At 66.2% G+C, this 25,398-nt stretch carries 23 protein-coding genes; 15 read left to right on the plus strand and 8 right to left on the minus strand.

Annotated features, from left to right (window positions below; genetic code table 11):
• Window positions 1-94 precede the first annotated feature (94 nt).
• Entirely contained in the window at window positions 95-1,075 is a 981-nt protein-coding gene (locus AC56DV_RS14385) for a DUF2268 domain-containing putative Zn-dependent protease (RefSeq protein ID WP_496314960.1), read from the plus strand.
• Here the strand turns inward: AC56DV_RS14385 and AC56DV_RS14390 are convergent.
• The 8 genes from AC56DV_RS14390 to AC56DV_RS14425 form a co-directional block, all read right to left on the minus strand.
• Window positions 1,057-1,608 (minus strand): hypothetical protein, encoded by a 552-nt coding sequence (locus AC56DV_RS14390; RefSeq protein WP_496314961.1) that lies wholly within the window; start codon window positions 1,606-1,608, stop codon window positions 1,057-1,059. The two genes, AC56DV_RS14385 and AC56DV_RS14390, sit on opposite strands and share 19 nt — an antisense overlap.
• A 44-nt stretch (window positions 1,609-1,652) precedes the next feature.
• Window positions 1,653-2,018 (minus strand): VOC family protein, encoded by a 366-nt coding sequence (locus AC56DV_RS14395; RefSeq protein ID WP_496314962.1) that lies wholly within the window; start codon window positions 2,016-2,018, stop codon window positions 1,653-1,655.
• Window positions 2,019-2,183: 165 nt separating this feature from the next.
• A complete protein-coding gene (rsgA, locus tag AC56DV_RS14400) occupies window positions 2,184-3,233 on the minus strand; it encodes a ribosome small subunit-dependent GTPase A (protein ID WP_496314963.1) in 1,050 nt (349 codons plus the stop codon).
• Between the two features lie 254 nt (window positions 3,234-3,487).
• Window positions 3,488-3,859: an adenosylmethionine decarboxylase gene (gene speD, locus AC56DV_RS14405; RefSeq protein ID WP_496314964.1), complete on the minus strand. Its 372-nt coding sequence runs from the start codon at window positions 3,857-3,859 to the stop codon at window positions 3,488-3,490.
• The gene (locus AC56DV_RS14410; protein ID WP_496314965.1) at window positions 3,856-4,032 is read right to left on the minus strand and encodes a hypothetical protein; all 177 of its coding nucleotides are present in this window, start codon (window positions 4,030-4,032) and stop codon (window positions 3,856-3,858) included. The genes speD and AC56DV_RS14410 overlap by 4 nt, the downstream gene beginning before the upstream one ends.
• The gene (locus tag AC56DV_RS14415) at window positions 4,029-5,495 is read right to left on the minus strand and encodes a DUF4178 domain-containing protein (RefSeq protein WP_496314966.1); all 1,467 of its coding nucleotides are present in this window, start codon (window positions 5,493-5,495) and stop codon (window positions 4,029-4,031) included. The genes AC56DV_RS14410 and AC56DV_RS14415 overlap by 4 nt, the downstream gene beginning before the upstream one ends.
• Window positions 5,496-5,505: 10 nt before the next feature.
• Window positions 5,506-6,540: an SPFH domain-containing protein gene (locus tag AC56DV_RS14420; RefSeq protein ID WP_496314967.1), complete on the minus strand. Its 1,035-nt coding sequence runs from the start codon at window positions 6,538-6,540 to the stop codon at window positions 5,506-5,508.
• Window positions 6,541-6,567: 27 nt separating this feature from the next.
• On the minus strand, window positions 6,568-6,954 hold the full coding sequence (locus AC56DV_RS14425; RefSeq protein WP_082551664.1) for a DUF350 domain-containing protein: 387 nt from the start codon (window positions 6,952-6,954) through the stop codon (window positions 6,568-6,570).
• Between the two features lie 61 nt (window positions 6,955-7,015).
• On the opposite strand from AC56DV_RS14425, the gene AC56DV_RS14430 reads away from it, so the two are divergent.
• From AC56DV_RS14430 to AC56DV_RS14495, 14 genes are all read left to right on the plus strand, one after another.
• The gene (locus AC56DV_RS14430) at window positions 7,016-8,527 is read left to right on the plus strand and encodes a polyamine aminopropyltransferase (protein ID WP_496314968.1); all 1,512 of its coding nucleotides are present in this window, start codon (window positions 7,016-7,018) and stop codon (window positions 8,525-8,527) included.
• Window positions 8,527-10,161, plus strand: coding sequence for an NAD(P)-binding protein (locus AC56DV_RS14435; protein ID WP_496314969.1), 1,635 nt, complete (start codon window positions 8,527-8,529; stop codon window positions 10,159-10,161). Before AC56DV_RS14430 ends, AC56DV_RS14435 begins: the two co-directional genes overlap by 1 nt.
• A gap of 110 nt (window positions 10,162-10,271) precedes the next feature.
• A complete protein-coding gene (locus tag AC56DV_RS14440; RefSeq protein ID WP_496314970.1) occupies window positions 10,272-12,728 on the plus strand; it encodes a beta-galactosidase in 2,457 nt (818 codons plus the stop codon).
• Between the two features lie 34 nt (window positions 12,729-12,762).
• Window positions 12,763-15,345, plus strand: a complete 2,583-nt coding sequence (locus AC56DV_RS14445) for a TonB-dependent receptor (protein WP_496314971.1) — start codon at window positions 12,763-12,765, stop codon at window positions 15,343-15,345.
• A gap of 125 nt (window positions 15,346-15,470) precedes the next feature.
• The gene (gene dgoD, locus AC56DV_RS14450; RefSeq protein ID WP_496314972.1) at window positions 15,471-16,619 is read left to right on the plus strand and encodes a galactonate dehydratase; all 1,149 of its coding nucleotides are present in this window, start codon (window positions 15,471-15,473) and stop codon (window positions 16,617-16,619) included.
• Window positions 16,613-17,614, plus strand: a complete 1,002-nt coding sequence (locus AC56DV_RS14455) for a 2-dehydro-3-deoxygalactonokinase (protein WP_496314973.1) — start codon at window positions 16,613-16,615, stop codon at window positions 17,612-17,614. The genes dgoD and AC56DV_RS14455 overlap by 7 nt, the downstream gene beginning before the upstream one ends.
• The gene (locus tag AC56DV_RS14460) at window positions 17,611-18,249 is read left to right on the plus strand and encodes a 2-dehydro-3-deoxy-6-phosphogalactonate aldolase (protein WP_496314974.1); all 639 of its coding nucleotides are present in this window, start codon (window positions 17,611-17,613) and stop codon (window positions 18,247-18,249) included. Before AC56DV_RS14455 ends, AC56DV_RS14460 begins: the two co-directional genes overlap by 4 nt.
• Complete coding sequence (locus tag AC56DV_RS14465) at window positions 18,249-19,181, plus strand: SMP-30/gluconolactonase/LRE family protein (RefSeq protein ID WP_496314975.1); 933 nt, start codon at window positions 18,249-18,251, stop codon at window positions 19,179-19,181. Before AC56DV_RS14460 ends, AC56DV_RS14465 begins: the two co-directional genes overlap by 1 nt.
• A gap of 37 nt (window positions 19,182-19,218) precedes the next feature.
• Complete coding sequence (locus AC56DV_RS14470) at window positions 19,219-20,208, plus strand: arabinose ABC transporter substrate-binding protein (RefSeq protein ID WP_496314976.1); 990 nt, start codon at window positions 19,219-19,221, stop codon at window positions 20,206-20,208.
• Window position 20,209: 1 nt separating this feature from the next.
• Window positions 20,210-21,745 (plus strand): L-arabinose ABC transporter ATP-binding protein AraG, encoded by a 1,536-nt coding sequence (araG, locus tag AC56DV_RS14475; protein WP_496314977.1) that lies wholly within the window; start codon window positions 20,210-20,212, stop codon window positions 21,743-21,745.
• Entirely contained in the window at window positions 21,742-22,779 is a 1,038-nt protein-coding gene (gene araH, locus AC56DV_RS14480) for an L-arabinose ABC transporter permease AraH (protein WP_496314978.1), read from the plus strand. Before araG ends, araH begins: the two co-directional genes overlap by 4 nt.
• Window positions 22,780-22,788: 9 nt before the next feature.
• Complete coding sequence (locus tag AC56DV_RS14485) at window positions 22,789-23,562, plus strand: SDR family oxidoreductase (protein ID WP_496314979.1); 774 nt, start codon at window positions 22,789-22,791, stop codon at window positions 23,560-23,562.
• A gap of 25 nt (window positions 23,563-23,587) precedes the next feature.
• Window positions 23,588-24,541, plus strand: coding sequence for a LysR substrate-binding domain-containing protein (locus AC56DV_RS14490; RefSeq protein WP_496314980.1), 954 nt, complete (start codon window positions 23,588-23,590; stop codon window positions 24,539-24,541).
• Between the two features lie 46 nt (window positions 24,542-24,587).
• Window positions 24,588-25,391, plus strand: coding sequence for a PPK2 family polyphosphate kinase (locus AC56DV_RS14495; RefSeq protein WP_496314981.1), 804 nt, complete (start codon window positions 24,588-24,590; stop codon window positions 25,389-25,391).
• The last annotated feature ends 7 nt before the right edge of the window (window positions 25,392-25,398 follow it).

The raw sequence follows: 25,398 nt of genomic DNA on the forward strand, positions 1-25,398 counted from the left end.
AAAAGGCAGCTTCGGCTGCCTTTTTTATTGCCCGAATTGTATTCATGATATTGTTTTTATGGCAAACTGCGCATTTCCCGGTTGAAATTCGCATATGAAACAGTCTCTGATTGCCTGCCTGGGCCTCGTCGCCTCCCTATCCTGCTTCGCGGCCGATGCGCAGCCGCCGAAAATCGAGGTGCGCAGCCTGGCGCGGGAGTTTGTGACGTTCTGGGATGGCAGCCAGGGCATGCCGGAAGCGGAGCGCGTGGCGGCGTTTAAAACGCAGATCGGTGCGCGTTTCCCGGAGTTCTACGGGATTGAACGCTATGCCGGCACACGCACACAGGCCGAGCAGGATGAGCTGATACGCCGCAATCTGGCCAGCTTCGGATCGATGCGGCAAGCTTACCTGGATAAGGTGGCCCGCTTCGACGCGGATCTGCCGCGGCACATTGCGACCTTTACCGCCGCGTTTCCAGACTTTAAGCCGACAGTGAGCACCTACTTCGTTCATTCGCTCGGAGAAATGGACGGCGGTACGCGCGAGCTGAACGGCCGCAACTACCTGATCTTCGGTGCGGACGGCATGGTCCGCTACCACGGCGCCGGCGACGAAGCGGCCTTCTTCCATCACGAGCTGTTCCATATCCATCATGCGGCCCAGGCAGTGGACTGCAACGACGACAAGCTGCCGGACCGCCTGTGGACCGAGGGCCTGGCCACCTACATATCGAAAGTCATGAACCCGCGCGCCAGCGACCAGGAAATGCTGCTCGACCTGCCCAAAGGCAGCACCAATCTGATCCGGGGCCGGATGTATGCCAGCCTGGCTCAACTGGAGCAGGTGCTGGACAGTGGCGACCGCCAGCAATTCGCGAGTCTGTTCCAGATGGACGGCCGCAGCGAAGGCGGTCTGCCGCCGCGGCGCGGCTATATGCTGGGTTATCTGATCGCCCAGGAGCTGGGCAAATCCCGCAGCCCGGCGCAACTCGCCAAACTCAGTTGCGCGGAAGCGCGCCCGCTGATGGCGGCAGCAATTAAAACCTTAAAGGCTCAAGCGCAGCCGGCGAATGCTCAGCTGCACATGCCATAGGCTTTGCGGTCTTCGAAATAGCGGTACGTGAAGGTGCGGACCGGGTAACGGTCGCGGTTGATCACCATCGGTGGCGGCGTGAAATCGAAACGGTCCGGCAGCTTGCCTTTGAATTGAAGGAGGAAGCGGAATTGGGTGGCGTCTGACCTGGCAGTCGCCACCATTAATACAGGCATTTCCTTGATGACTTCCACCATTTCGGGCCGCGCGCTGGTGCCGCGCTGGTAAATGCTGGCGATTTCGGCATTCATCAGCGGCGCGCCTTTAGGCTGATATATTTTGAATGCGCGGCTGGTGAATTGGGCCTGGGTATTCCGGGGCAGCATATAAACCAGGCCAATCTCCACACCGCCTTCCGGCAGAGCAACAGGCGCCGTCGCCGTCACGTAAATGCCATCGGGTAAATCAAAGCGCGATTCATCCACCCAGTTCTTGCAATCAGGTGTTTTGGCCTGGTACAAGTCGGCGGGGGTGTACTTATCGCCGCAAGCGGCCAGGGCGAACAGCAGGGAAAGAGGCGCGTAGCGGCGCATAAGGATTACCGGTTAGTAGTTGAATACCCGCATGGTATCAGAAATCAGCGCTTCTCTTCCATTAAAGCCAGCAAATGGCCGTCGGGGTCACGGAAGAAGGCCATCCATAATTCGTGATCCGACATTTTTGTCACCAAATGCGGCGTTCCGTCGAATGCCACCGATTTGGATTTCAACCGGTCGGCCACGGCCTCGATATCTTTTACCGTAAAATAAATGCACGTCCCTTGCCCGGGATAGATTTGCTTGCTGGTTCCTTCCAGCATTAACCGCACGCCATCGCAGTCAAAAAACACCAGCTCGCCAAAGCGGTAGAGCTTGTGCATTCCCAAGACCTCGCCATAAAACTTCTCGGCCTGGTCCGCATCGGATACCGCCAGGGCAACCTGGCCTATTTTGGATAACGCCATTTCCACCTCCTTAGCTGAGTTGACCTTCATAGACTAGGCTCTTTGCGGCACGCATTCAAGCGTGCCGGACCGCTTATGCACGATTCGAGCATGATTAAGCCAAAAACTGGCATAAAAAGGGCCGATTTCGGGCCGGAGAAGGGCTGAAGAGCCCTTCCCGCAGGCTTAGTTCCGTTTATCGTGGCTGCGCTTGGTACCGGCCTTGTGCAGCACTTTCCATCTCGCCCTTTCCGCAATCCGTTCCAGCGGAGTTTGCTGGCTGCGCTGCGCATCGCGCATCAGCTTGTGATAATTTAATAGCCGGTCGGCATGGATATTCCCGCGCACGGCACAGCCGGGCTCGGATTCATGGCGGCAGTCCCTGAATTGGCAATCCGCCGCCAGTATTTCGATATCGCTGAAGACGGATGTCAGCGTTTCCTCATCCGCGTCCGGCCGCCAGGTACGCAATCCGGGTGTATCGATAATGCAAGCGCCGTCCGGGCATAAATGGAGCGAGCGGGCCGTGGTGGTATGCCGCCCCCGGCCGTCGCCTTTTCTGATGCCGCCGGTTTCCTGGTGCGCCGCGCATAAGGTATTGGTCAGCGTCGATTTGCCGGCGCCGGATGAGCCGAGCAGGCATAAAGTCTGCCCGTCGCCCAGCCAGGGTTTTAATTCAGCAATGGCGCCGGGATTCAGGGCGTTAATGCAAACCATTGGAATATACGAAGGAAGCCGGCCGCGTATATCGTTAATATGCTGGCCTATATCGTCGCAGATATCCTCCTTGGTCAGCACTATAACCGGCGAAATTTCTGCAGACTGCACCATTGCGATATAGCGCTCCAACCGGCGCAAATTAAAATCGTGGTCCAAGCCCATTACCAGCAGCGCGGTATCGATATTGCTGGCGATGGATTGCCGGCGGCCGTCCGCTGAGCGGCGGGCAATATGATTGGCTGGGGATAAAAGCTGGCTTATCCACAGTTCTCTTTCGCCGTTTTTTTCAACGACGAGCCAATCTCCCACTGCCGGCGTGCAATCGGCTAATAAGCGGGGCAGGGCGCGGGCTTTATATTCGGCAGCGCCGTCGTGGACCGTGAACCAGCTGCGCTGGACTTCGGTTAATCGCATCAGGCGTGCGCCTTCGGCTGCGGGTGCCAGCGTGTGCAACTGGCTGGCGGTGATTTGCTTAAATCCGATGCGGCGTAAAACTTCGAAATTGAATTCGATCATGATGAGTGGTGTTCCTGTATTCGGAGCCGCTCGCGGCGCGCGCGAGCACAGCCATCCGCGAAATGCGGAGGCGCGAAAAGTCAGGGATAGGCCGGCGCGCGATCAGGCGCGGCTCGACACCAGCTCGGTCAGAACAGGGGGCGTAGACGGGCGATCAGGCAGCCGACAGGAGGGCAATGTCCAAGGTGCGCATTTTTTAGTCTCCTGTGGATAAGTGTTGGGAGCGGCTAGTGTCGCACCGGTTGTCAAAACAGTCAATCGCCGGCAGCGCGGCGTATGGTATTTAACTGACAATGTTGCGGGCCGAGCGAGGCCTGGATCACGTCCAGCGCGGTTTGCGGCCGGCTGGCGCCGCACATGAAGATATCCACAGCCGCAAAGCCGTCTTCCGGCCAGGTGTGGATGGAAATGTGGGATTCGGCCAGCAGCACCACGCCGGTCACGCCCAGCCCCTCTCCGAAACCGTGGAAATGGCTGTGCAGCACGCGCGCGCCGGCCGCCGCAGCGGCGGAGCGCAGCAGCGCTTCCAGCTCGCCGCAGCCGCTCAGGCGGCCGGCGTCGATGCCGGACAGGTCGGCCAGCAGGTGGCTGCCGGCCGGCAAGTGAATGCGCTCGGCTTCGCTCACTTGTGGCCTCCGCCGCCGGAACCGCCGCCGAAGCTGCCGCCGCCGCCGCCGGTGTGCGAACTCCAGCCGGAGCCGGCGCCGCTGGAAGGGCCGAGTGAATTGAACATGCGTGCCCAGCTGCTGCAGCTTGTCATGGTGAACACCACCAGCGCATACACGAGATAGCGCTTCAAGGCTTATCCCCCTTGTCGATGGAGTCCAGGAACAGGGCGGGCAGGAAGATCGCCAGCGCGCCGAGCAGATTGAAGGCGAACGAGCCGCCGAAGTTCACCAGCAGGGGAATCGCGTTCACCGCCAGCATCACCATGATGAATTTTTTGGCAGCGTTGGCGTAGCGGCCTTTTTCCGGCGGCGCCGCGCGCATCAGGTTTTTCACCGGCACGCCGAACCACAGGTGGACCTGGTCGGCCGGCACCCGGGTCGAGCGCGACCAGGTCAGTTCCTCGGCGGTGAGCTCCGCCGCCAGGCGCGTCTGGCCGCGTTCGAATTCGTAGACGTGCACATGGTCGCCCACCTGCACCCGCCAGTTGAACGCGCCCGCCGCGTACACCACGGTGGCGCCGTAGTCGTACAGCTTGCCGTACATGACCTTGTCCAGCGAGACCGTGTCCGCGCTGGTCCTTTCCCACTCCGGCCACTCCGGCATCACGTTGGCGCGCCACCAGCCGTCGTCGGTCTCCACCAGCCAGGTGAAGCCGGAACGGGCGCCGGACAGCAGGTACTCGGTCCAGCGCGCGCCCTCGTCGTCCTCGCGCACCATGAAGCCGATCACGCGGTAGCGCTGCTTGTTGATGGTGGCTTCCGCGCCCAGCGACAAGGTGGTGCCCACCTTTTCCACCCGCTCGCCGGCCGCCAGCACCTGCGCCTTGGGACTGGCCGCGTCGATCTGCGCATGGCAGGAAGGGCACAGCAGGTTGGCGGTCTGGCCGGGCAGGTAGTTGATGGCGCCGCCGCACGAGGGGCAGTCCAGCGCGGTCAGCTTGCCCCGATAGCGCCCGGCGCTGCGCTCGATCTGCTCGTCGTCGCGCAGCAGCTGGCATTGCATCGCTTCCAGCGTGACGGATACGCCGGTGTAGACCACCGGCTCCGGGCCGTCCGAGTAGTCCAGCGTGAGGAAGGTGCCGCCGCGCCGGAAGTCGGCCACCTTGGCCTGCCAGCCGTCGCCCACCTTGAACGGCAGCTCGCCCTGGCCGCCGATGCAATCGGCGGTGCGCACTTCGGACACCATCAGCCGCTCGCCGCCCACGCGCACCATTTCGCCTGCCCGCAGATCGTCGAAGGCGGGCAGCGGCGGCTGCGTTGCGCGCGCGGCGGTGACGGTGTACAGGCCGGACGAATCGCCCAGCCAGGACGCGGCGCCGTCGTCGAACAGCAGATACCACTCGTTCCACATGCCGGCCGAATAGCGCAGCTGGATGCGGCCGATCACGCTGAACGCGCGTCCCCCCAGCACGCCGGAGGTGCCGATCTGCAGCGGCGAGTAGTCCTCCAGCACGGAGGACATCTTGCCCAGGTCCTTGACCGCGTCCGCATCCTTGAGCACGCGCGTGTTGCAGTACTCGCACACGGCCATGACCGACGCGTGCGAGCGGAATTTGACCTCCGCGCCGCAGCTGGGACAGGAAACAATTTGCATGTACGCGGTCTTAGCCTATCAGTTTCTTGAGCAGCTCGGACTTGGCGCTGTCGTAGTCGGCGGCCGAGATCAGGCCTTTGTCGAGCAGGCCTTTCAGCTTTTCCAGGCGCGCTTCGATGCCGTCTTCAGCCGGGACGGGCGGGGCGTTCGGATGCGAGCTGGCCGGGGCCAGCGTGGAGCCGACCGCCTGGCCCATGGCCTGGCCCAGCATCACGCCCGCGCCCAGGCCGGCGCCGATGCCGGCAATGCCGCCTTCGTTCTGCGCCGCCAGCGGAATCGCGGTGGCGGTCTGGAACTTGGTGAAGCCGCTCATCTTGTCCGCGCCCAGTCCGCCCTTCATGCCGGCCGAGATGCGCTCGTCCAGCGCCGCCTGCAGCTCTTCCGGCAGGCTCACGCTGGCCACGTTGAACTCGTCCAGCCCGATGCCGTAGCGCGCGAAGGCGTCGGCCAGGTCGCCGCGCACTTCCTGCGCCATCAGCGCCTGGTTGGCGGCCATGTCGAGGAAGGCCACGTTGGCCGAGCCGAGCGAACTGGCCATGGTGGCCATCAGGATGCCGCGCAGCTGGTCTTCCACGTTCTCGCGCGTGTATTCCTCGCGCGTGCCGCTCAATTCGGTGTAGAACTTGCGCGGGTCGGCCACGCGGTACGAGTACATGCCGAAGGCGCGCACCCGTATCATGTCGAAGTCCTTGTCGCGGATGGTGATGGGCTGCTGCGTGCCCCACTTGCGGCCGGTCTGCACGCGGGTGCTGAAGAAGTACACGTCCGACTTGAACGGCGAGTCGAACAGCTTGTCCCAGTTCTTCAGGTTGGTCAGCAGGGGCAGGGTTTGCGTGGTCAGCGTGTGGGTGCCGGGGCCGAACACGTCGGCGATCTGGCCCTCGTTGACGAACACCGCAACCTGCGATTCGCGCACCACCAGCACGCCGCCGTTCTGGATTTCCATGTCCTCCATGGGGAAGCGCCAGGCCAGCACGCCTTCCTTGTCTTCCGTCCATTGCAGAACGTCGATAAACTGCTTCTTGATAAAGCTGCCGAGACCCATGATAGTCGTCCTTAAAGTAAAGCGGTGTCAGGAAATGCAGGCGGCGTTGATGGCGCCGATCGCCAGCGAAATGGCGCCCAGCAGGCCGCCGAACGCCGTGTTGCCCGATTCGATATGGTCCTGCGCCATGCGCAGCGCGCGCGTGGTGCAGAAGTACGCCAGGATCTGTACCACCATGGCGCCGAAAGCCCACAGGAAGAACTGCTGGTAGTCCGCCGTGTGCATCAGGCTGGAGGCGATCGTCATCGAGAAGCCGAGCAGCGAACCGCTCAGCGACAGCGCTGCCGCGTTATTCCCCTGGCGGATCAGCAGCACCTCGTTGTACGGCGTGAGGCGCGTGTAGATCATGAAGAACATCACCAGCAGCACTGCGGCCAGGAACAGGTGAATTACGTAGTTTAGGATGGGCGGCACGGCGATCCTCGGTTAAAGTGGCTATCCTGATAATTGTTCATCATAAAACATTCGCACCCACATGACAAAAAAGATTCTGATCCTGTCCGTCTTCGTGGTCGCTTCATGCGGGCTGGCGTACGAATTGATCGCCGGGGCGCTGTCCAGCTATCTGCTGGGCGACTCCATCCTGCAGTTCTCCACCATCATCGGCTGCTATCTGTTCGCCATGGGCGTGGGCGCGCACCTGTCCAAATACGTGAAGGACGAGGACGTGCTGGCGCGCTTCGTCGACATCGAGCTGGCGGTGGGCCTGATCGGCGGCGTCTCGGCCGCGCTGCTGTTCCTCACCTTTACCTGGATGACCGCGCCGTTCCGCGCGCTGCTGTACACCACGGTGTTCATGATCGGCTGCATGGTGGGCATGGAAGTGCCGCTGGTGATGCGCGCGCTGAACGAGCGCAACACCGAGTTCAGTGAGCTGGTCAGCCGCGTGCTGACCTTCGACTACCTGGGCGCGCTGGCCGTGTCGCTGCTGTTCCCGCTGGTGCTGGCGCCCTACCTGGGGCTGGTGCGCACCGGTTTCCTGTTCGGCATGCTCAATGTCGGCGTGGGCCTGTGGACCATCTACGTGTTCCGCGCCGAGCTGGCCAACCTCACCGGCCGCGTGCTGCGCGCCTCGGCGGTGATGTGCGTGCTGATCTTCGGCTTCGCCTCGGCCGACCGCATGACGCACTGGGGCGAGCAAGGCCTGTTCGGCGACGAAATCGTCTACTCCACCACCACGCCCTACCAGCGCCTGGTGATCACGCGCTGGAAGGACGACCTGCGCCTGTACATCAACGGCAATTTGCAATTCTCCTCGCGCGACGAGTACCGCTACCACGAGGCGCTGGTGCACCCGGTGATGGAGGCGCTGCCGTGGGCCAGGCGGGTGCTGGTGCTGGGCGGCGGCGACGGCCTGGCGCTGCGCGAAATCCTGCGCTATCCGAACATCGAGCAGGCCACGGTGGTGGACCTGGACCCGGCCATGACCGGCGCCTTCACCACGCGCGAGGAGCTGGTGAAGCTGAACGGCGGCGCTTTCCGCGACAAGCGCGCCCGCGTCATCAATGCCGACGCGGCGGTCTGGCTGCAGAACTCCACCGAGATGTTCGACGCCGTCATCATCGACTTTCCCGATCCATCCAGCTTCGCGCTCGGCAAGCTGTACTCGGTGCCGTTTTACGGCCTGGTGAAGAAGCACCTGGCGGCCAACGGGCTGGTGGTGGTGCAGTCGACGTCGCCGTTCTTCGCGCCGCACGCATACTGGACGGTGAACGCCACGCTGCAGGAGGTGGGGCTGAGAACGCATCCTTACCACGCCTACGTTCCTTCGTTCGGCGAGTGGGGCTTTATCCTGGCGTCGCCGCAGCTGGAATACACGCCGCCCACCACCTACAAGCTGCCGATGCGCTACCTGAACGCGGACACCACGCGCGAAATGTTCATCTTCCCGCCGGATATGAAGCCGTTGAAGATGGAGCCCAACCGGCTGAACACGCAGTCCCTCGTGCACGAGTTCGAGCAGGACTGGCGGCAGGTGATACGCTGATGCTGCGCCGTTCTTTCCTGGCCTGGGCCGGCGCCAGCGGACTGGCCGCCGCCGGCAGCGTGGCGGCCTTCCAGCGCTGGCAGGAGATCACGCCCACGCTGCATTTCCCGGGCCGCGACGAGGGTCACTTCATGCGTGACCTGATGCACGACGGCCGCGCGCTGCCGGCGCCGTCCGAAGTGCTGGAGACCGACGTCGCCATCCTCGGTTCCGGCATCGGCGGCCTGTCGGCCGCGTGGAAGCTGAACAAGCTGGGACACAAGGACTTCCTGATGGTGGACGGCCCGCAGCCCTACGGCAACGCGGCCGGCGGCCGCTTCGGCGACCTCGAATATCCGACCGGCGGCCACTACCTGCCGCTGCCGTCGCCGGAGTCGGTGCACGTGCGCGAGATCCTGGCCGACCTGGGCGTGATCCAGCGCGACCCTTATGGCGACAAGCCGTATTACGACGAGCGCTTCCTGCTGCACGCGCCGGAGGAACGCCTGCTGTACAAGGGCCAGTGGCAGGAGGGCTTTATTCCGACCGAAGGCGTGGAACCCTGGGAACTGGCCGAGCACCAACGTTTCTTCGCCGAAGTGGAGCGCCTGCGCCAGGCGCGCGGCAGCGACGGACGCCGTATTTTCGTGTTCCCCACCGTGCAGTCCTCGGAGGACCCCGAGTGGCGCAAGCTGGACGGCGTCACGCTGAAGCAGTGGCTGGAGCAGAACGGCTACCGTTCGCCCACCTTGCACTGGTATCTGAACTACTGCTGCCGCGACGACTACGGCGCGCGCTACGACCAGGTGTCGGCATGGGCCGGCCTGCACTACTACTGCAGCCGCTGGGGCCATGCGGCCAACGCGGAGAGCGGCACCTGGCTGACCTGGCCGGGCGGCTTGCAGCCGCTGGCTTCCGGCATGGAGCGCGCGTCCGGCGTCAAGCGCGTGGGCGGCACCGTGCTGTCGGTGAAGCGCAGTGGAAGCGGCGCCGGCGCGCGCATCGAAGCGCTGTGCTTCCGGCTTGAGAACGGCAAGCCGCGCAGCTACCTGGTTAAAGCGCGCAAGGCCATCTGCGCCATGCCGCTGTACGTGGCCGAGCGCGTGGTGGAGGGCATCAGCGGCATGGGCTATGAGCCGCGGCGCGACACGCCCGTCTACGCGCCGTGGATGGTGGCGAACTTCCTGCTCAAGCGCTTCCCGGGCGAGCTGCCGCATGCGCCGCTGTCGTGGGATAACGTGGTGTACCAGGAGCCCGGGCTTGGTTTTGTGGTGTCCACGCATCAGGACATCCGCGTGACGCCGCCGGAGAAGACCGTCTTCAGCGCCTACATCGCGTTGTCCCACCGCACGCCGGTCAGCGCGCGCCGCTGGATGGTGACGGCCAAGCCGGAGGAGCTGCTGGAACTGGCCAGCGCGGACTTGAAGACCGCTTACGGCGCGCAGTTCGCGTCGTGCGTGGAGCGCGTCGACATCACGCTGCGCGGCCACGCCATGGCGGCGCCGTTGCCGGGCTTCCGCAGCAATCCGGGCTTGAAGGCGCTGCGAGAGCTGGATGGCCCCATCCTGTTCGCGCACGCCGACCTGTCGGGCTTTTCGGTGTTCGAGGAGGCTGCGTGGTGGGGTTGCCGCGCCGCGCAGCTCGCGGCAAAGTAATCATCTATCTGATTATTGTATAGATCTCTCATCATTATTCATATTTCCGTTCTAGTTGGTGAACTTACACTCACTGGCAATAAACATAACTAGACTTACGGAGAAATGTAATGAAAAAAGCATACGCGCTAAGCGTCTTGCTGGCCGCAGGCATGGCCAACGCCGAAACACTGCTGCGCATCGACGCCAGCGCCCCCGCCAAAACCCCGCTCGAAAACAGGCTGCAAATGGGCACGTCCGTGTCGCCGTCGGGCGTCAAGCTGGGCGCCAACAGCCAGTACCTGACGCGCGACGGCAAGCCATGGCTGCCGGTGATGGGCGAGTTCCACTACAGCCGCACCCCGGCCGCCGAATGGGAAACGGAGCTGCGCAAGATGAAGGCGGCCGGCATCGACATCGTCGCCAGCTACGTGATCTGGAACCACCACGAGCCGCGCGACGGCCAGTTCGACTGGAAAGGCCAGCGCGACCTGCGCCGCTTCGTGCAGCTGGCAGCCAAGGCCGGCCTGGAGGTAGTGGTGCGCATGGGGCCATGGGTGCACGCCGAGGTGCGCTACGGCGGCATTCCCGACTGGGTGGTGAACGCCATGCCGACCCGCAGCAACGACCCGCAATACATGCGCCACACGGAGCGCCTGTACCAGCAGATCGCCGCGCAGATCAAGGGCTTGCTGTGGAAGGACGGCGGCCCGGTGGTCGGCGTGCAGCTGGAGAACGAATACAACCTGGACGGCCCGGGCGAAGGCGCGGCGCACATCAGCGCCTTGAAGGAACTGGCGCGCAAGGCCGGCGTGGACGTGCCGCTGTACACCGTCACCGGCTGGGACCAGACGGTGTATCCGTCCGGCGAAGTGACGCCGGTGTTCGGCGGCTATCCGGACGAGCCGTGGGCGGTCAGCACCAAGGAGCTGCCGCCGAAAGAAACCTACGCCTTCCGCTTCGACAGCCGCGTCAGCGGCGACCTCGGCGCGCAGACCAAGGCCAAAGGCAAGGGCACGGCGGACTCCGACATGGAAACCACGCCATTCCTCGGCGCCGAATACGGCGCGGGCCTGCCCTTCATGTACCGCCGCCGCACCGTGGTGTCGCCGGACGATATCGCGTCCATGCTGCCGGTGCAGCTGGGTTCGGGCGTGAATCTGGTCGGCTATTACATGTTCCACGGCGGCCGCAATCCCATGGACCTGACCTCGCTGGAGGAAAGCTCGCTCAGCGGCGGCTACAACGACACGCCGATGATCAGCTACGACTTCCAGGCGCCGCTCGGCCCGGACGGCCAGCAGCGCCCGGTGCTGGCCAAGCTGCGCCCCTACCACCTGTTCATGCGCGACTTCGGCGACCGCCTGGCGCCGATGACGGTGCGCAAGCCGGACGTCACGCCGAGCGGCCCGGAAGACCTGGCCACGCCGCGTTTCTCCTTGCGCAGCAAGGGCGACAGCGCTTTCCTGTTCGTCAGCAACCACGTGCGCCAGTACGCCATGCCGGCGCAGAAACAGCTGCGTTTTTCGGTGCAGCTACCCGGCGGCACCAAGACCTTCCCGCGCCGGCCGGTGGACGTGGCCAACGGCAGCTACTTCATCTGGCCGGTGAATATGGACCTGGACGGCACCCGCCTGTCCTACGCCACGGCGCAGCCGGTGGCGAGGCTGGACAGCGGCAAGGCCGGCATCACCTATGTGTTCGCCGCCAGCGCGGGCGTGCCGGTGGAGCTGGCGTTTGAAGGCGGCGCCGCCGGCCGTTTGTCGGCGCCGGGTGCGCGCATCGTGACGGCGGACAGCGGCGTGGATGGCGACGTGGTTATCGAGGGCATCACGCCCGGCACCGGCGCGGCCGTGACGATACAGCGCGCGCAGAAGCCGCCCGTCACGCTGCTCGTGCTCACGCCGCAGCAGGCCGAGAGCATGACGGTGGAGCAGTTCGCGGGCCAGCGCCGCCTGGTGCTGAGCGCGCAGCAGGCCTGGTTTGACGGTGGCGGCGGCGCGCTGCGCATGCGTTCGGACGGCGATCCGGCCTTCCGCTTCGCGGTCTACCCAGCGTTGCAGAAGGCACCTACAGCGTCCACAGCGGCGAAGTCCGGCGCCGCCCTGCGCGCCAGCACCGACGGTGTGTTCCAGGCCTTCGAGACCAAGCTGCCGGAGCGCAGCGCGGAAGCGAAGATCACGCCGCTGCGCGAAGCCAAAAACGTGGCCCCCGTGGTGGTCGGCGGCCTTGCGCGCGCCGCCATCCAGCCGATACCGGAATCGTTCCGCAACGCGGCCGCCTGGCGCATCGACCTGCCGCAGGGCGAGAAGAACGCGCTGGTGGAGCTGGACTTCGTCGGCGACATCGGCCGCCTGTTCAACGGCACCCGCATGCTGGACGACTGGTACTACAGCGGCTATGGCTGGCAGTACGCGGCGGCGCATGCCGGTACGGGTCCGCTGACCTTGTCCGTGCTGCCGCTGCGCGCCGATGCGCCGATCTATCTTCCCAAGGAAGGCCGTCCCGATTTCGGCGGCAAGCAGCAGGTGGCAAAGCTGCGCGGCGTGAAAGTCACGCCGGTCTACACGCTGGCAGTACAACCATAAAAAACGCACACAAATAAAATCGAGGGAGATCTCCATGAAACAAAAGAAGCTCAGCTGGCTGATCGCCAGTCTGTTCGCGATGCCGCTCGCCTCTACGGAAGCGATGGCGCAGGCAGCGGCCGACGCCAAGGCGGCTGAACCGGTCCAGCAAGTGACCGTGTCGGGCATCCGCAGCTCGGTGCGCAACGCGCTGGCCGTCAAGGAAGCGTCCAACAGCATGGTCGAAGTCATCGCCTCCGAAGACATCGGCAAGCTGCCGGACACCACCATCGCCGAATCGCTGGCGCGCCTGCCCGGCCTGTCGTCCGGGCTGGACCGGGGCAACGCCAGCCAGATCGTGGCGCGCGGCCTGGGCCCGCGCTTCATCGGCGCCACCCTCAACGGCCGCGAGCTGGCCTCTTCCGAGCCGGCGCGCGCGGTGCGCTTCGAGCAGTTCCCGTCCGAGTCGCTGAGCGGCGCCACCGTCTACAAGACGCAGTCCGCCGAACTGGTGGAAGGCGGCGTGGCCACCACCATCGACCTGCAGACCGTGCAGCCGCTGAAGTACAACGGCCGCCAGGCCACCTTGCGCGCCGACGCGCTGTACTACCCGATCGCCAAGGACGTTCCCGGCGCCGACAAGACCGCGCCGCGCGTGGGCGGCGTCTACATCGACCAGTTCAACGACCGCACGCTCGGCGTAGCGCTGGCCTTCAGCTACCAGGACCAGCCTTCGGTGCAGAAGAACATCAAGCACTGGGGCTTCAACGAGGACCATTCCGGCGACCTGAATGGCGACGGCAAGGTGGACAAGTCCCCATGGGGCTTCGAGGACGGCGTCAAGCGCGGCAGCGACAAGCGCTCCAGCGTGCTGGGCAAGGTTGAATTCAAGGCCAGCCCGGACGCCTTCATCACGGCCGATGCCTACTATTCGTCTGCGAAGATCCGCGAACCGGGCCTGTCGCACTGGAGCGGCGACGTGGGCAACTGGGACGGCTGGCAGAAGGCCAACTACAGCAACGTGGACATCCGCGACGGCTACGTGGTCGGCGCCAGCGTGAAGGACGTGGGCCTGACCACCAACGACACGCTGTGGACGCAGGACATGGACACGCTGGCCCTGGGCCTGAACGGCAAGTTCAACGCCGGCGCCTGGAAACTGGAAGGCGACCTGTCCAGCTCCCGCTCCGGCCGCGACAGCCAGTGGCGCGACCTGCGCCAGGTGAGCAAGGGCACCGGCACCATCAGTTGGGCTTTCACCGGCAACGAGCGCCAGGACTATTCCTTCGGCCAGGACACCGGCAACCCGGCCGCCTTCGGCCCGGCCACCCTGTACGTCGACACCGACGGCCACCTGGACGACAAGCTCACCGCGCTGCACCTGAACGCGTCGCGCGACATCGATGCCGGGCCCCTCAAGCGCATCAAGCTGGGCGCGCGCGCCACCGACCGCGAAAAGAGCTACGGCCAGACCACCTGGAACCTGTCGCCGGCCGCCGGCGCCGGCATCGCCGACGCCGACTACGAGCGCGTGGCGGTGAGCGGCTTTGCGCCCTACATCGCACTGAAGGATTTCCTCGGCACCACTTCCAAAGTGTTCGGCGCGGCCGCCTTCGACCCGGCCGGCCGCTCGCCGACGCAGAACGACCTGCTGTCCGGCTGGAAGGTCACCGAACGCAGCACCTCGCTGTACGGCCAGGGCGAACTGGAAGGCGAAAACTATCGCGGCAATGTAGGCCTGCGGGTGGTGCGCACGCGCCAGACCGGCGCCGGCATGCAGTCGCTGAATGGCGCCGCGCCCACCGCCGTCAGCGAGGGCAGCAGCTACACCGAGTTCCTGCCCAGCCTGAACCTGATCTTCAACCTGGATGAGAAGCAGGAGCGCCAGGTGCGTTTCAGCCTGGCCCGCGCCATGTCGCGCGCGCCGCTGGACGAAATGCGCGGCTCGCGCAACCTGAACGTGGACTCCAACCCCGCCCAGCCGCTCACCGGCAGCTCCGGCAATCCCGGCCTGAAGCCGATGATGGCCAACCAGGCCGACCTGGCCTACCAGTGGTACTTTGAAAAGGGTTCGCTGCTGTCCGCAGGCCTGTTCTACAAGAAGATCAGCCGCTACATCGGCATTACCGGCGACACCACCACCATCGGCGGCCGTCCTGCGGTCATCACGCGCTCGGTGAACGGGGAGGGCGGCTACGTGCGCGGGCTGGAGCTGATCTACCAGCAGTCCTTCGCCAACGGCTTCGGCATCGCCAGCAACTACTCGTACACGAGCAGCGACATCAAGGAGAACTTCCCGGCCGGGAACCGCTTCCCGATCGAGGGCCTGATGCGGCACAACGGCGGCGCCACGCTGTGGTACGAGCGCGGCGGCTACGAGGCGCGCCTGTCGGCCAACTACCACAGCGCCTTCGTGCGCAACCCGACCTGGAACGCCGGACAACTGATCGAGAACGAGGCCGAGACCTTTGTGTCGATGAACCTGGCCAGGCAGCTCACGCCGCAGCTGCAGCTGCGCTTCGGCATCGAGAACCTGACCAACCAGAAGGTGGTTTACACCAGCGCCAACAACCCGTACCAGCAGGAAGTGACGGAATTCGGCCGCCGCTACAACCTGGGCCTGACTTACAAGTTCTAAGCCAGTTCCGGGTCCCGCCCCCTGCGCGAACGTATGCCAAATCGCTATACGTTCGCGCAAACATTACATATTTCCGCGGTAGCTAGCCGCGCTAGACTGGCGTCAAACCATCACCTTTGACCGCCATGAAAATTACCAAGCTGACTACTTACCGTGTTCCACCGCGCTGGATGCTGCTCAAGATCGAGACCGATGAGGGCATCGTAGGCTGGGGCGAACCCGTCATCGAAGGCAAGGCCCGCACCGTCGAGACGGCCGTGCAGGAATACGCGCAATACCTGATCGGCCAGGATCCGCGCCGCATCAACGACCTGTGGCAGGTGATGTACCGCGGCGGCTTCTACCGCGGCGGCGCCATCCTGATGAGCGCCATGGCCGGCATCGACCAGGCGCTGTGGGATATCAAGGGCAAGGCCCTGGGCGTGCCGGTGTACGAACTGCTGGGCGGCCTGGTGCGCGACCGCATGAAGACCTATAGCTGGGTGGGCGGCGACCGCCCGTCCGACGTGATCGAAGGCATCCGCGCGCTGCGCAAGGCGGGCTTCGATACTTTCAAGATGAATGGCACCGAGGAATTCGGCATCATCGACAGCGCCGCCGCCGTTGATGCCGCGGTGGGCCGCATCGCCGAGATCCGCAGCGCCTTCGGCAACGAGATCGAGTTCGGCATCGACTTCCACGGCCGCGTGGCCGCGCCGATGGCCAAAGTGCTGCTGCGCGCGCTGGAGCCTTACCGTCCGCTGTTCGTCGAAGAGCCGGTGCTGGCCGAGCAGGCCGAGTACTATCCGCGCCTGGCCGAGTCGACCTCGATTCCGCTGGCGGCCGGCGAGCGCATGTACTCGCGCTTCGAATTCAAGAACGTGTTCCACGCCGGCGGCCTGTCCATCGTGCAGCCGGACCTGTCGCACGCGGGCGGCATCACCGAATGCGTGAAGATCGCGGCCATGGCCGAGGCCTACGACATCGCGCTGGCGCCGCACTGCCCGCTGGGCCCCGTCGCGCTGGCGGCCTGCCTGCAGGTGGACTTCGTGTCGCACAACGCCGTGCTGCAGGAGCAGAGCATGGGCATCCACTACAACAAGGGCGGCGAGGTACTGGATTACGTGCTCAACAAAGAGGACTTCCACCTCGAAAAAGGTTACATCAAGCCGCTGCCCAAGCCGGGCCTGGGCGTTGAGGTGGACGAGCAGCGCGTGATCGAAGCGAGCAAGAACGCCCCCGACTGGGCCAATCCGCTGTGGCGCCACTTCGACGGGAGCGTGGCGGAATGGTAGGCGCGGCCACGCCCGACGCCGGCTCCGCCGCCGCGCTGGCGGCGGCGCGCCTGATCGGCATCGACTGGGGCAGCACCGGTTTGCGCGCCTTCCTGGTCGGCGCCGACGGGCGGGCGCTGGTGGAACGCGCCACGGCGCAGGGCGCGGCCACCTTGTCCGGGGCGGCGGCTTACGCGGCGGTGCTGGACGAAGCGGCGGGCGACTGGATGCGCGCCCGTCCCGAGCTGCCGGTGCTGGCCTGCGGCATGGTCGGCAGCCAGTACGGCTGGGTGGACGTGCCTTACGCCACTTGCCCGGCGGACGCGCAGGCGCTGGCGTCCGGCATGCGCCGCACGCCGGACGGCGCGTGCCTGATCATTCCCGGCCTGCTGAAAGACGGCAACGGCCTGCCGCCTGACCTGATGCGCGGCGAAGAAACGCAAATCGTCGGCGCGCTGCAGCTGCGCCCTGAACTGCGCGAGCAGGCCTGCATCGTCTTGCCCGGCACCCATTCGAAATGGGCGCAGGTGCGCGGCGGCCGCGTGGAACGCTTCGCCACCCACATGACGGGCGAACTGTACGCCGTGCTGCGCCAGCATTCGGTGCTGGGCCGGCTGATGCAGGACGCGAAAGACGGCAGCGGCTTCGACGCAGCGGCCTACTGCGAAGGCGTGGAAATGGCGCGCGACGCCGGCCACCTCGGCATGAGCCACCAGATCTTCTCCGCGCGCAGCCTGGGCGTCACCGGCCGCATGCCCGCCACGGCGCTGGCCGACTATCTTTCCGGCCTGCTGATCGGCCACGAACTGCGCGCCGGCCTCGAATGGCGCGCCGACGCAAAACTGGACCACGCCCCGCTGGCGCTGGTCGGCAGCCCGGCGCTGTGCGCGCGCTACCAGCTGGCGCTTCAGCGCTACAGCGGCGTGCAAGCCCTGGTTTTGGACAACACCGCGCCTGCGGGCCTGCTCAGCCTGGCGCAAGCCGCCGGCTTGGTGCTTAAGGAGAATGCAGCATGACCCCATCTTTGCCCCCATCTTTATTTGACAGCGCTTTCGAAGCGCTCCCCCTGGTCGCCATCCTGCGCGGCCTGCGCCCGCAGGAGGCCGAAGAGGTCGGCGCGGTGCTCTATGAAGCGGGCTTCCGCATGATAGAAGTGCCGCTCAATTCGCCGCAGCCGCTGGAATCCATCGAACTGCTGTCGCGCAGCCTGCCGCAGGACGCGCTGCTGGGCGCCGGCACGGTGCTGAGCGTGCAGGCGGTGCAGGAGGTGAAGAAGGCCGGCGGCCAGCTGATCGTGATGCCGCACGCGGACACGGAAGTGATCCGCGCCGCCAAGGCGGCCGGCATGTTTTGCGTGCCCGGCGCCGCCACCCCGACCGAGGCATTCGCCGCCGTGCACGCGGGCGCGGACGCGGTCAAGCTGTTCCCCGCCGAACTGATCACCCCCACGCTGGTGCGCGCCATGCGCGCCGTGCTGCCGCCCATGCTGCGCCTGCTGCCGGTTGGCGGCATCACGCCGGAAGGCATGGCGCCGTACCGCGCTGCCGGCGTGGCGGGCTTCGGCCTGGGCGGCGCGCTGTACCAGCCCGGCCTGGGCGCGGCGGAAGTCGGCGAGCGTGCCCGCGCCTTTGTGCGCGCATGGCGCGGCTGATGGACAGCGCCGCGCTCCAGGACCTGGCCGCCGGCGTGGCGAAGGCGATCGCGCCTGACGCCCACGTGGCTGGCCTGCGCTGGCACGCGGACCGCTGGTGGTGGACCGACCCGGACGGCGCCGCGCTGTATTTGTGGACGGCCGCCGGCGCCGGTGATGGCGCTGGCGCCGGAACTAAGACCCGCGCCCCGCTGCGCAGCCGGCTGCCGGATGCGGTGACCGCCTTTGCTTTCTGCCGTTCCGGCCGGGTGCTGCTGGCGCAGGCCAAATGGCTGTGCTTTGCTGACCTGGCCGCGCCGCCGCTGGAAGGACTGGGACGGCGTCCGCCGCAGCCCGCCGTGGCGGTGGACCCGGCCGAGCCGCGTACCGCCATCAGCGACGGCAGCACCGACCGCGCCGGCAATTTCGTGTTCGGCACCGCCGCCGCCGGCCGGACGGCGGGCGGCACCGCCATCGGCAGTTTCTACCAGTACTCCTCGCAGCACGGCCTGCGGCGCCTGGCGCTGCCCACGGTGGCCGCCGCGCACGGCATCTGCTTCAGCCCGGACGGGCGCATCATGTATTTCAGCGACGCTGCCACGCGCCGCATCCAGCAGTGCGACTATGACGCCGGCGCCGCGCGCGTGGCCAATGTGCGCCTGTTCGCGGAATTGACCGACAGCCAGCCGCGCGGCGCCGCCATCGACAGCGCCGGCTGCGTGTGGAGCGCGCAGGCGGCCGCTCCCGGCAGCGCCGGCCGCCTGGTGCAGTACGCGCCGGACGGCAACCCGCTGCGTAGCACATCATTACCTTCACCGCACCCCATCCGTCCCGCCTTCGGCGGCCCTGAAAAGAACCAGCTGCTGGTGGGCGCCACCGGCGGCATGCACGTGATCGACGGCGGGGGCGCGCGTGGTTTGCCCGATGCCTTGTTTGACGATAGAAAAACATAACCAAAAACATACCCAACCGGACCAACTGGAGACACGCATGAAGATCAAACTACTCGCAGCAGCCCTGACAGCCACACTGGCCGCCGCCGCCTTCCCGGCGCTCACCGTGCAGGCGGCCGACCCGGTCAAGATCGGTTTCCTGGTCAAGCAGGCCGAGGAACCGTGGTTCCAGGACGAATGGCGTTTCGCCGAACAGGCCGCCAAGGAAAAGGGCTTCACGCTGGTGAAGATCGGCGTGCCCAACGGCGAAAAAATGATGGCCGCGATCGACAACCTGGCCGCGCAGAAGGCGCAAGGTTTCATCATCTGCGCGCCGGACGTGAAACTGGGCGCGGCCGTCGAGCGCCAGGCCAAGCGCCAGAACCTGAAAGTGATGTCGGTGGACGACCGCCTGGTGGACGGCGCCGGCAAGCCTATCGCCAGCATTCCGCACATGGGCATTTCCGGCTACGAGATCGGCCGCCAGGTAGGCCAGGGCCTGGCCGAGGAAATGAAGGCGCGCGGCTGGAAGCCGGAGGAAGTGGGCGCGCTGCGCATCGCCTACGACCAGCTGCCGACCGCCAAGGAACGCACCCAGGGCGCGGTGGACGCGCTCAAGGAAGCCGGCTTCCCGGCGGCGAACATCGTCGATGCGCCGCAAAGCCGCACCGACACCGAAAGCGCCTTCAACGCCGCCAATATCGCGCTCACCAAACAGGCCCGCTTCAAGCGCTGGGTGGCCTTCGGCCTGAACGACGAGGCGGTGCTGGGCGCGGTGCGCGCCGCCGAGGGACGCGGCCTGCGCGCCGACGCCATGATCGGCATCGGCATCGGCGGCAGCAAGACCGCGCTGAACGAGTTCGCCAAGCCGGCCGCCACCGGCTTCTACGGCACCGTGCAGATCAGCCCCAAGCGCCATGGCTACGAAACGTCGCTGCTGATGCACCAGTGGATCACCGCCAACCAGCCGCCGGCCGCCGTGACGCTGACCAAGGGCACGCTGATGACGCGCAAGAATCAGGCCGAGCTGGTGAAAGCCGGAGGCTGAAGTGTCGGCCTACCTGCAATTTGAAGACGTCAGCAAAGTCTTCCCCGGCGTGAAGGCGCTGAACGGCGTGAGCTTCGAAGCCCACGCCGGCACGGTGCACGGCCTGCTGGGCGAGAACGGCGCCGGCAAATCCACGCTGCTGAAAATCCTCGGCGGCCAGTACAAGCCGGACGGCGGCCGCCTGCTGGTGGCCGGCAAGGAGCGCCACTTCACGTCGGCGGCGGACGCGATCGCCGCCGGCGTGGCGGTGATCCACCAGGAGCTGCAGTACGTGCCGGAGCTGACGGTGGCCGAGAACGTGCTGCTGGGCCGCCTGCCCACGCGCTTCGGCCTGGTGGACCACAAGGCCGCGCAGCGGCTGGTGACGAGCCGCTTGGCCGAGCTGGGCGTGGATCTGGACCCGGCCGCGCGCCTGGCCGACCTGTCCATCGCGCAGCGCCAGATGGTGGAGATCTGCAAGGCGCTGATGCAGGACGCCCAGGTGATCGCCTTCGACGAGCCGACCAGCAGCCTGTCGCACCGCGAAAGCGAAGTGCTGTTCCGGCTGGTGCGCGAACTGCGCGAGGCCGGCCGCACCATCATCTACATTTCGCACCGCCTGGAAGAGCTGTACGCGCTGTGCGACACCTGCACCATCTTCCGCGACGGCCGCAAGATCGTCACCCACCCGGTGATGGCGGAGGTGCCGCGCGAACGCCTGATCGCCGACATGGTGGGGCGCCAGGTGAACGACATCTACGACTACCGCACCCGCCCCGCGCACGGCGAACGCCTGTCGGTGCGCGGCCTGCACGGCGCGGCGCTGGCCGGCCCGGCCGATTTCAGCGTACGCGGCGGCGAAGTGCTGGGCTTCTTCGGCCTGGTGGGCGCGGGCCGCAGCGAATTGATGCGCCTCCTGTACGGTGCCGACCGCCGCAGCGCCGGCCAGGTGCTGCTGGACGGGAAAGCCGTTTCCGCCAGCGGGCCATCGGCCGCCATCGCGGCCGGCATCGTGCTGTGCCCGGAGGACCGCAAGGAGCAGGGCATCCTGGCGCGCGCTTCGGTGGCCGAGAACATCAACATCAGCTGCCGCCGCAACAACCTGCTGGGCGGCCTGTTCCTGCGCCACAAGCAGGAAGCGGCGCGCGCGGACGATTTCATCCGCCGCCTGCGCATCAAGACGCCGCACCGCGACCAGGAAATCCGCCTGCTCTCGGGCGGCAACCAGCAGAAGGTGATCCTGGCGCGCTGGCTGGCCGAACCGGACCTGAAAGTGCTGATCCTGGACGAGCCCACGCGCGGCATCGACGTCGGCGCGCGCAACGAGATCTACCGCATCATCCATGAAGTGGCCGAGCGCGGCTGCTGCGTCATCGTCATCTCCAGCGACCTGCCGGAAGTGCTGGGCGTGGCCGACCGCGTGCTGGTCATGCGCGAGGGCCGCATCAGCGGCGAACTGTCCCGCGCGGACGCCAGCGAAACCGCCGTGCTGCGCCTGGCGCTGCCGGACGCAGTGGATGCCACAACCGACAACACCCCTTCCCGGAGTTTGCAATGAACAGCCTCAGTTCCCCCCCATCCGCCGCGCCGGATGCGCCCGCAGGCGCAGCCTCCACGCCGGCAGCCTCCGCACCCGCCGCCAGCCACCGCAAGCACGCCTGGCTGGCCGACTACAGCATGCCGCTGCTGTACATCGCCCTGTTCACCGTGCTGGCGCTGACGGTTGAAAACTTCTTCTCGGCCGGTAACGTGGTCGGCCTGATGCTGTCGGTGGCGCAGATCGGCATGGTGGCCTGCACCATGATGCTGTGCCTGGCCTCGCGCGACTTCGACCTGTCGGTCGGCTCCACCATCGCTTTCTCCGGCGTGCTGGGCGCCATGCTGCTGGAACGCACCGGCAGCGTGGTGATCGCGGTCGGCGGCGGCCTGCTGGCGGGCGCCCTGATCGGCGCCGGCAACGGCGTGCTGATCGCCTACCTGCGCATCAACGCGCTGATCGCCACGCTGGCCACCATGCTGATGGTGCGCGGCCTGGCCTTCATCGCCTCGCAGGGCCAGGCGGTCGGCATCGCCGACGAAACCTTCATCAGCTTCGGCGACGCGCGCGTGTTCGGCATGCCGCTGCCGGTGCTGGTGGTGGCGGCCTGCTTCGTGATCTTCGGCGTGCTGCTGAACCACACCGTGTTCGGCCGCAACACGCTGGCGGTGGGCGGCAACCCGGAGGCGGCCCGCCTGGCGGGCGTGAAGGTGGAGCAGCTGCGCGTCTGGATCTTCCTGCTGCAAGGCCTGGTCACCGCGATGGCGGGCCTGATCCTGGCTTCGCGCATCACCAGCGGCCAGCCGAACGCGGCGCAGGGCTTCGAGCTGGACGTGATCTCGGCCTGCGTGCTGGGCGGCGTGTCCCTGCAAGGCGGCAAGGCGCGCATCATCGGCGTGCTGGTGGGCGTGCTGATCATGGGCACCGTGGAAAACGTGATGAACCTGATGAACGTGGACGCGTTCTACCAGTACCTGGTGCGCGGCCTGATCCTGCTGGCCGCCGTGCTGCTGGACCAGCTCAAGACGCGCGGCGCCGCCGGCCACCGCGATTAAGGGCGCGCCATGGCAGGCAGAATCGCAGACAAGGTCGCCATCGTCACCGGCTCCACGCTGGGCATCGGCGCGGCGGTGGCGCGCCTGTTCGCGCAGGAGGGCGCCTGCGTGGTGCTCAACAGCCACCGCGACGACGATGCCGCCGCGGCCATGCGCGCGCAGCTGGACCCAGCGCGTTCGCTGTTCGTGCAGGGCGACGTGTCCGACAAGGCCGCCATGCAGGCGCTGGCCGGGCAGGCCGTGGCCCGCTTCGGCCGCATCGACATTGTCGTCAACAACGCGGGCATGAATATGTTCACCGACCCGCTGGAAATGACCGGCGGCCAGTGGCAGCGCTGCTTCGCGGTGGACCTGGAAGGCGCCTGGAACGTCACCCGTGCTGCGCTGCCGCATATGCTGGCCCAGGGCGCCGGCAGCGTGGTCAACATCGCCTCGGTGCACGGCCACAAGATCATCCCCGGCTCCTTCCCCTACCCGGTGGCCAAGCATGCGCTGATCGGCCTTACCCGCTCGCTGGGCATTGAATACGCCGCGCGCGGCATCCGCGTGAACTCGATTTCGCCTGGCCTGATCATGACGGAAAACGTCGAGGCCTGGCTGGATTCCTGCCCCGATCCGCAGGCCGAACGTGCCAGGCAGGCGGCCCTGCTGCCTTGCCGGCGTGTCGGCGAACCGCGCGAAGTCGCTTACACCGCGTTGTTCCTGGCCAGCGACGAAGCACGTTTTATCAACGCTACGGACATCCTGATTGACGGTGGCAGGTCGCAGATCTATCATGACTGATGACTTTTTGCCGCCATAGGCCTGCATGCCCGATCCACGCTCCGACCGATTTGTCCGTTCACACCTGAAGACGCGCCACCTGGTTCTGCTGGTAGAACTGGGCCGGCATGGCTCCATCCTGCACGCCGCACAAGCCGCCAACCTGACGCAACCCGCCGCTTCCAAGCTGCTGGGCGAGCTGGAACACGCCCTGAACGTGCAGCTGTTCGAGCGCCTGCCGCGCGGCGTGGTGCCGACCTGGTACGGCGAAGTGATGATACGGCGCGCCAGCGCGGCGCTGGCCGAGATGGACGCGGCCCACCAGGAGGTGATGGAGCTGCTGTCCGGCTTGAGCGGCCGGGTGGCGCTGGGCACCGTGCTGACGCCGTCCGCTGGGCTGGTGACGGACGCCGTGAAATTGATCAAGAGCCGCAATGCGCGCCTGCAGGTGGCCATCACGGTGGACACCAGCAAGGTGCTGGCCGAGCGCCTGCGCGCCGGCGAACTGGACCTGGTGATAGGCCGCATCCTGGATTCGGCGCTGACCGCCGAACTGAATTTCGAGCCGCTGACGGACGAACCGCACAGCGTGATCGCCGGCGCCGGCCATCCGCTGGCCGGCCGCAAGGACCTGCAGCTGGCCGACTTGTCGCGCGAAGGCTGGGTGCTGCCGCCGGCCGGCAGCATCCTGCGCGACCGCCTCACCGCCCTGTTCCTGTCGCAGGGCTTGGAGCCGCCGTCGGAAACGGTGGAAACGCTGGCGCTGCCGGTGGTGACCAACCTGCTGAGCGGCAGCCGCATGGTGGCGGCCCTGCCGGAGGAGCTGGTGCGGCCTTACCTGGACGCCGGCCTGCTGGTGGTGCTGCCGTATGAGTTGGGCCTGCGCATGGACTTGTACGGCATCGTCACGCGCCGCCAGCACCAGCTCTCGCCGGGCGCCGAGGCCATGCTGGCCACCGTGCGCGAAGTGGCTGCGCTGCGCTATCCGGCGCGGACCTGAGCGCCGATCTGCTAGGCTGGCGGCTTCAGCATAAAGAGGCCCAGCCATGAAAGCCCGCGAACTTTTTCGTCTTGCTCCCGATCTGAAGCTGCGTGATGGCGACGCGGCCCGCCAGCCTTTGGATACCGGCAAGCTGGAGACCAAGGAAGCCACCCAGCGCCTGCTGGAGCGCATCGCCGAACTGCAGCCCATGCTGCACGCGCAGGCCAAGCACAAGGTGCTGCTGGTCCTGCAGGGCATGGACACCTCCGGCAAGGACGGCGCTGTCCGCAGCCTGTTCAGCGCCATCAACCCGGTCGGCCTGCGCGCCGTGTCGTTCAAGGCGCCGACCGAGATCGAGGCCAGCCACGACTTCCTGTGGCGTGTGCACCGGCAGACGCCCGCCAAAGGGGAGATGGTGGTGTTCAACCGCAGCCACTACGAGGACGTGCTGATCACCCGCGTGCAGGGCATGATAGACGCCAAGGAGTGCAAGCGCCGCTACGCCCATATCCTCGACTTCGAGCGCATGCTGGCTGAAACCGGCACCACCATCGTCAAGGTCTTCCTGCACATCTCCAGGGACGAGCAGCGCGAGCGGCTGCAGGCGCGCCTGGACGACCCGGCCAAGCAGTGGAAGCTGGACCCGGCCGACTTCGAGAAGCGCAAGAAATGGCAGGCTTTTCAGCGCGCCTACGAGGACGCCATGCAGGCCACCGACGCCGATCACGCGCCCTGGTACGTGGTGCCGGCCGACTCCAAGCCGCACCGCAACCTGGCCATCGCCTCGCTGCTGCTGGAGACGCTGGAGCGCTTGAAATTAAGCTGGCCCAAGCCCGATCCGGCCCTGCTGTCGATAAAAATAAAATAATCGGCCG

Source organism: Massilia sp. BGA-UO-ETr-WB1 (assembly GCF_059567845.1).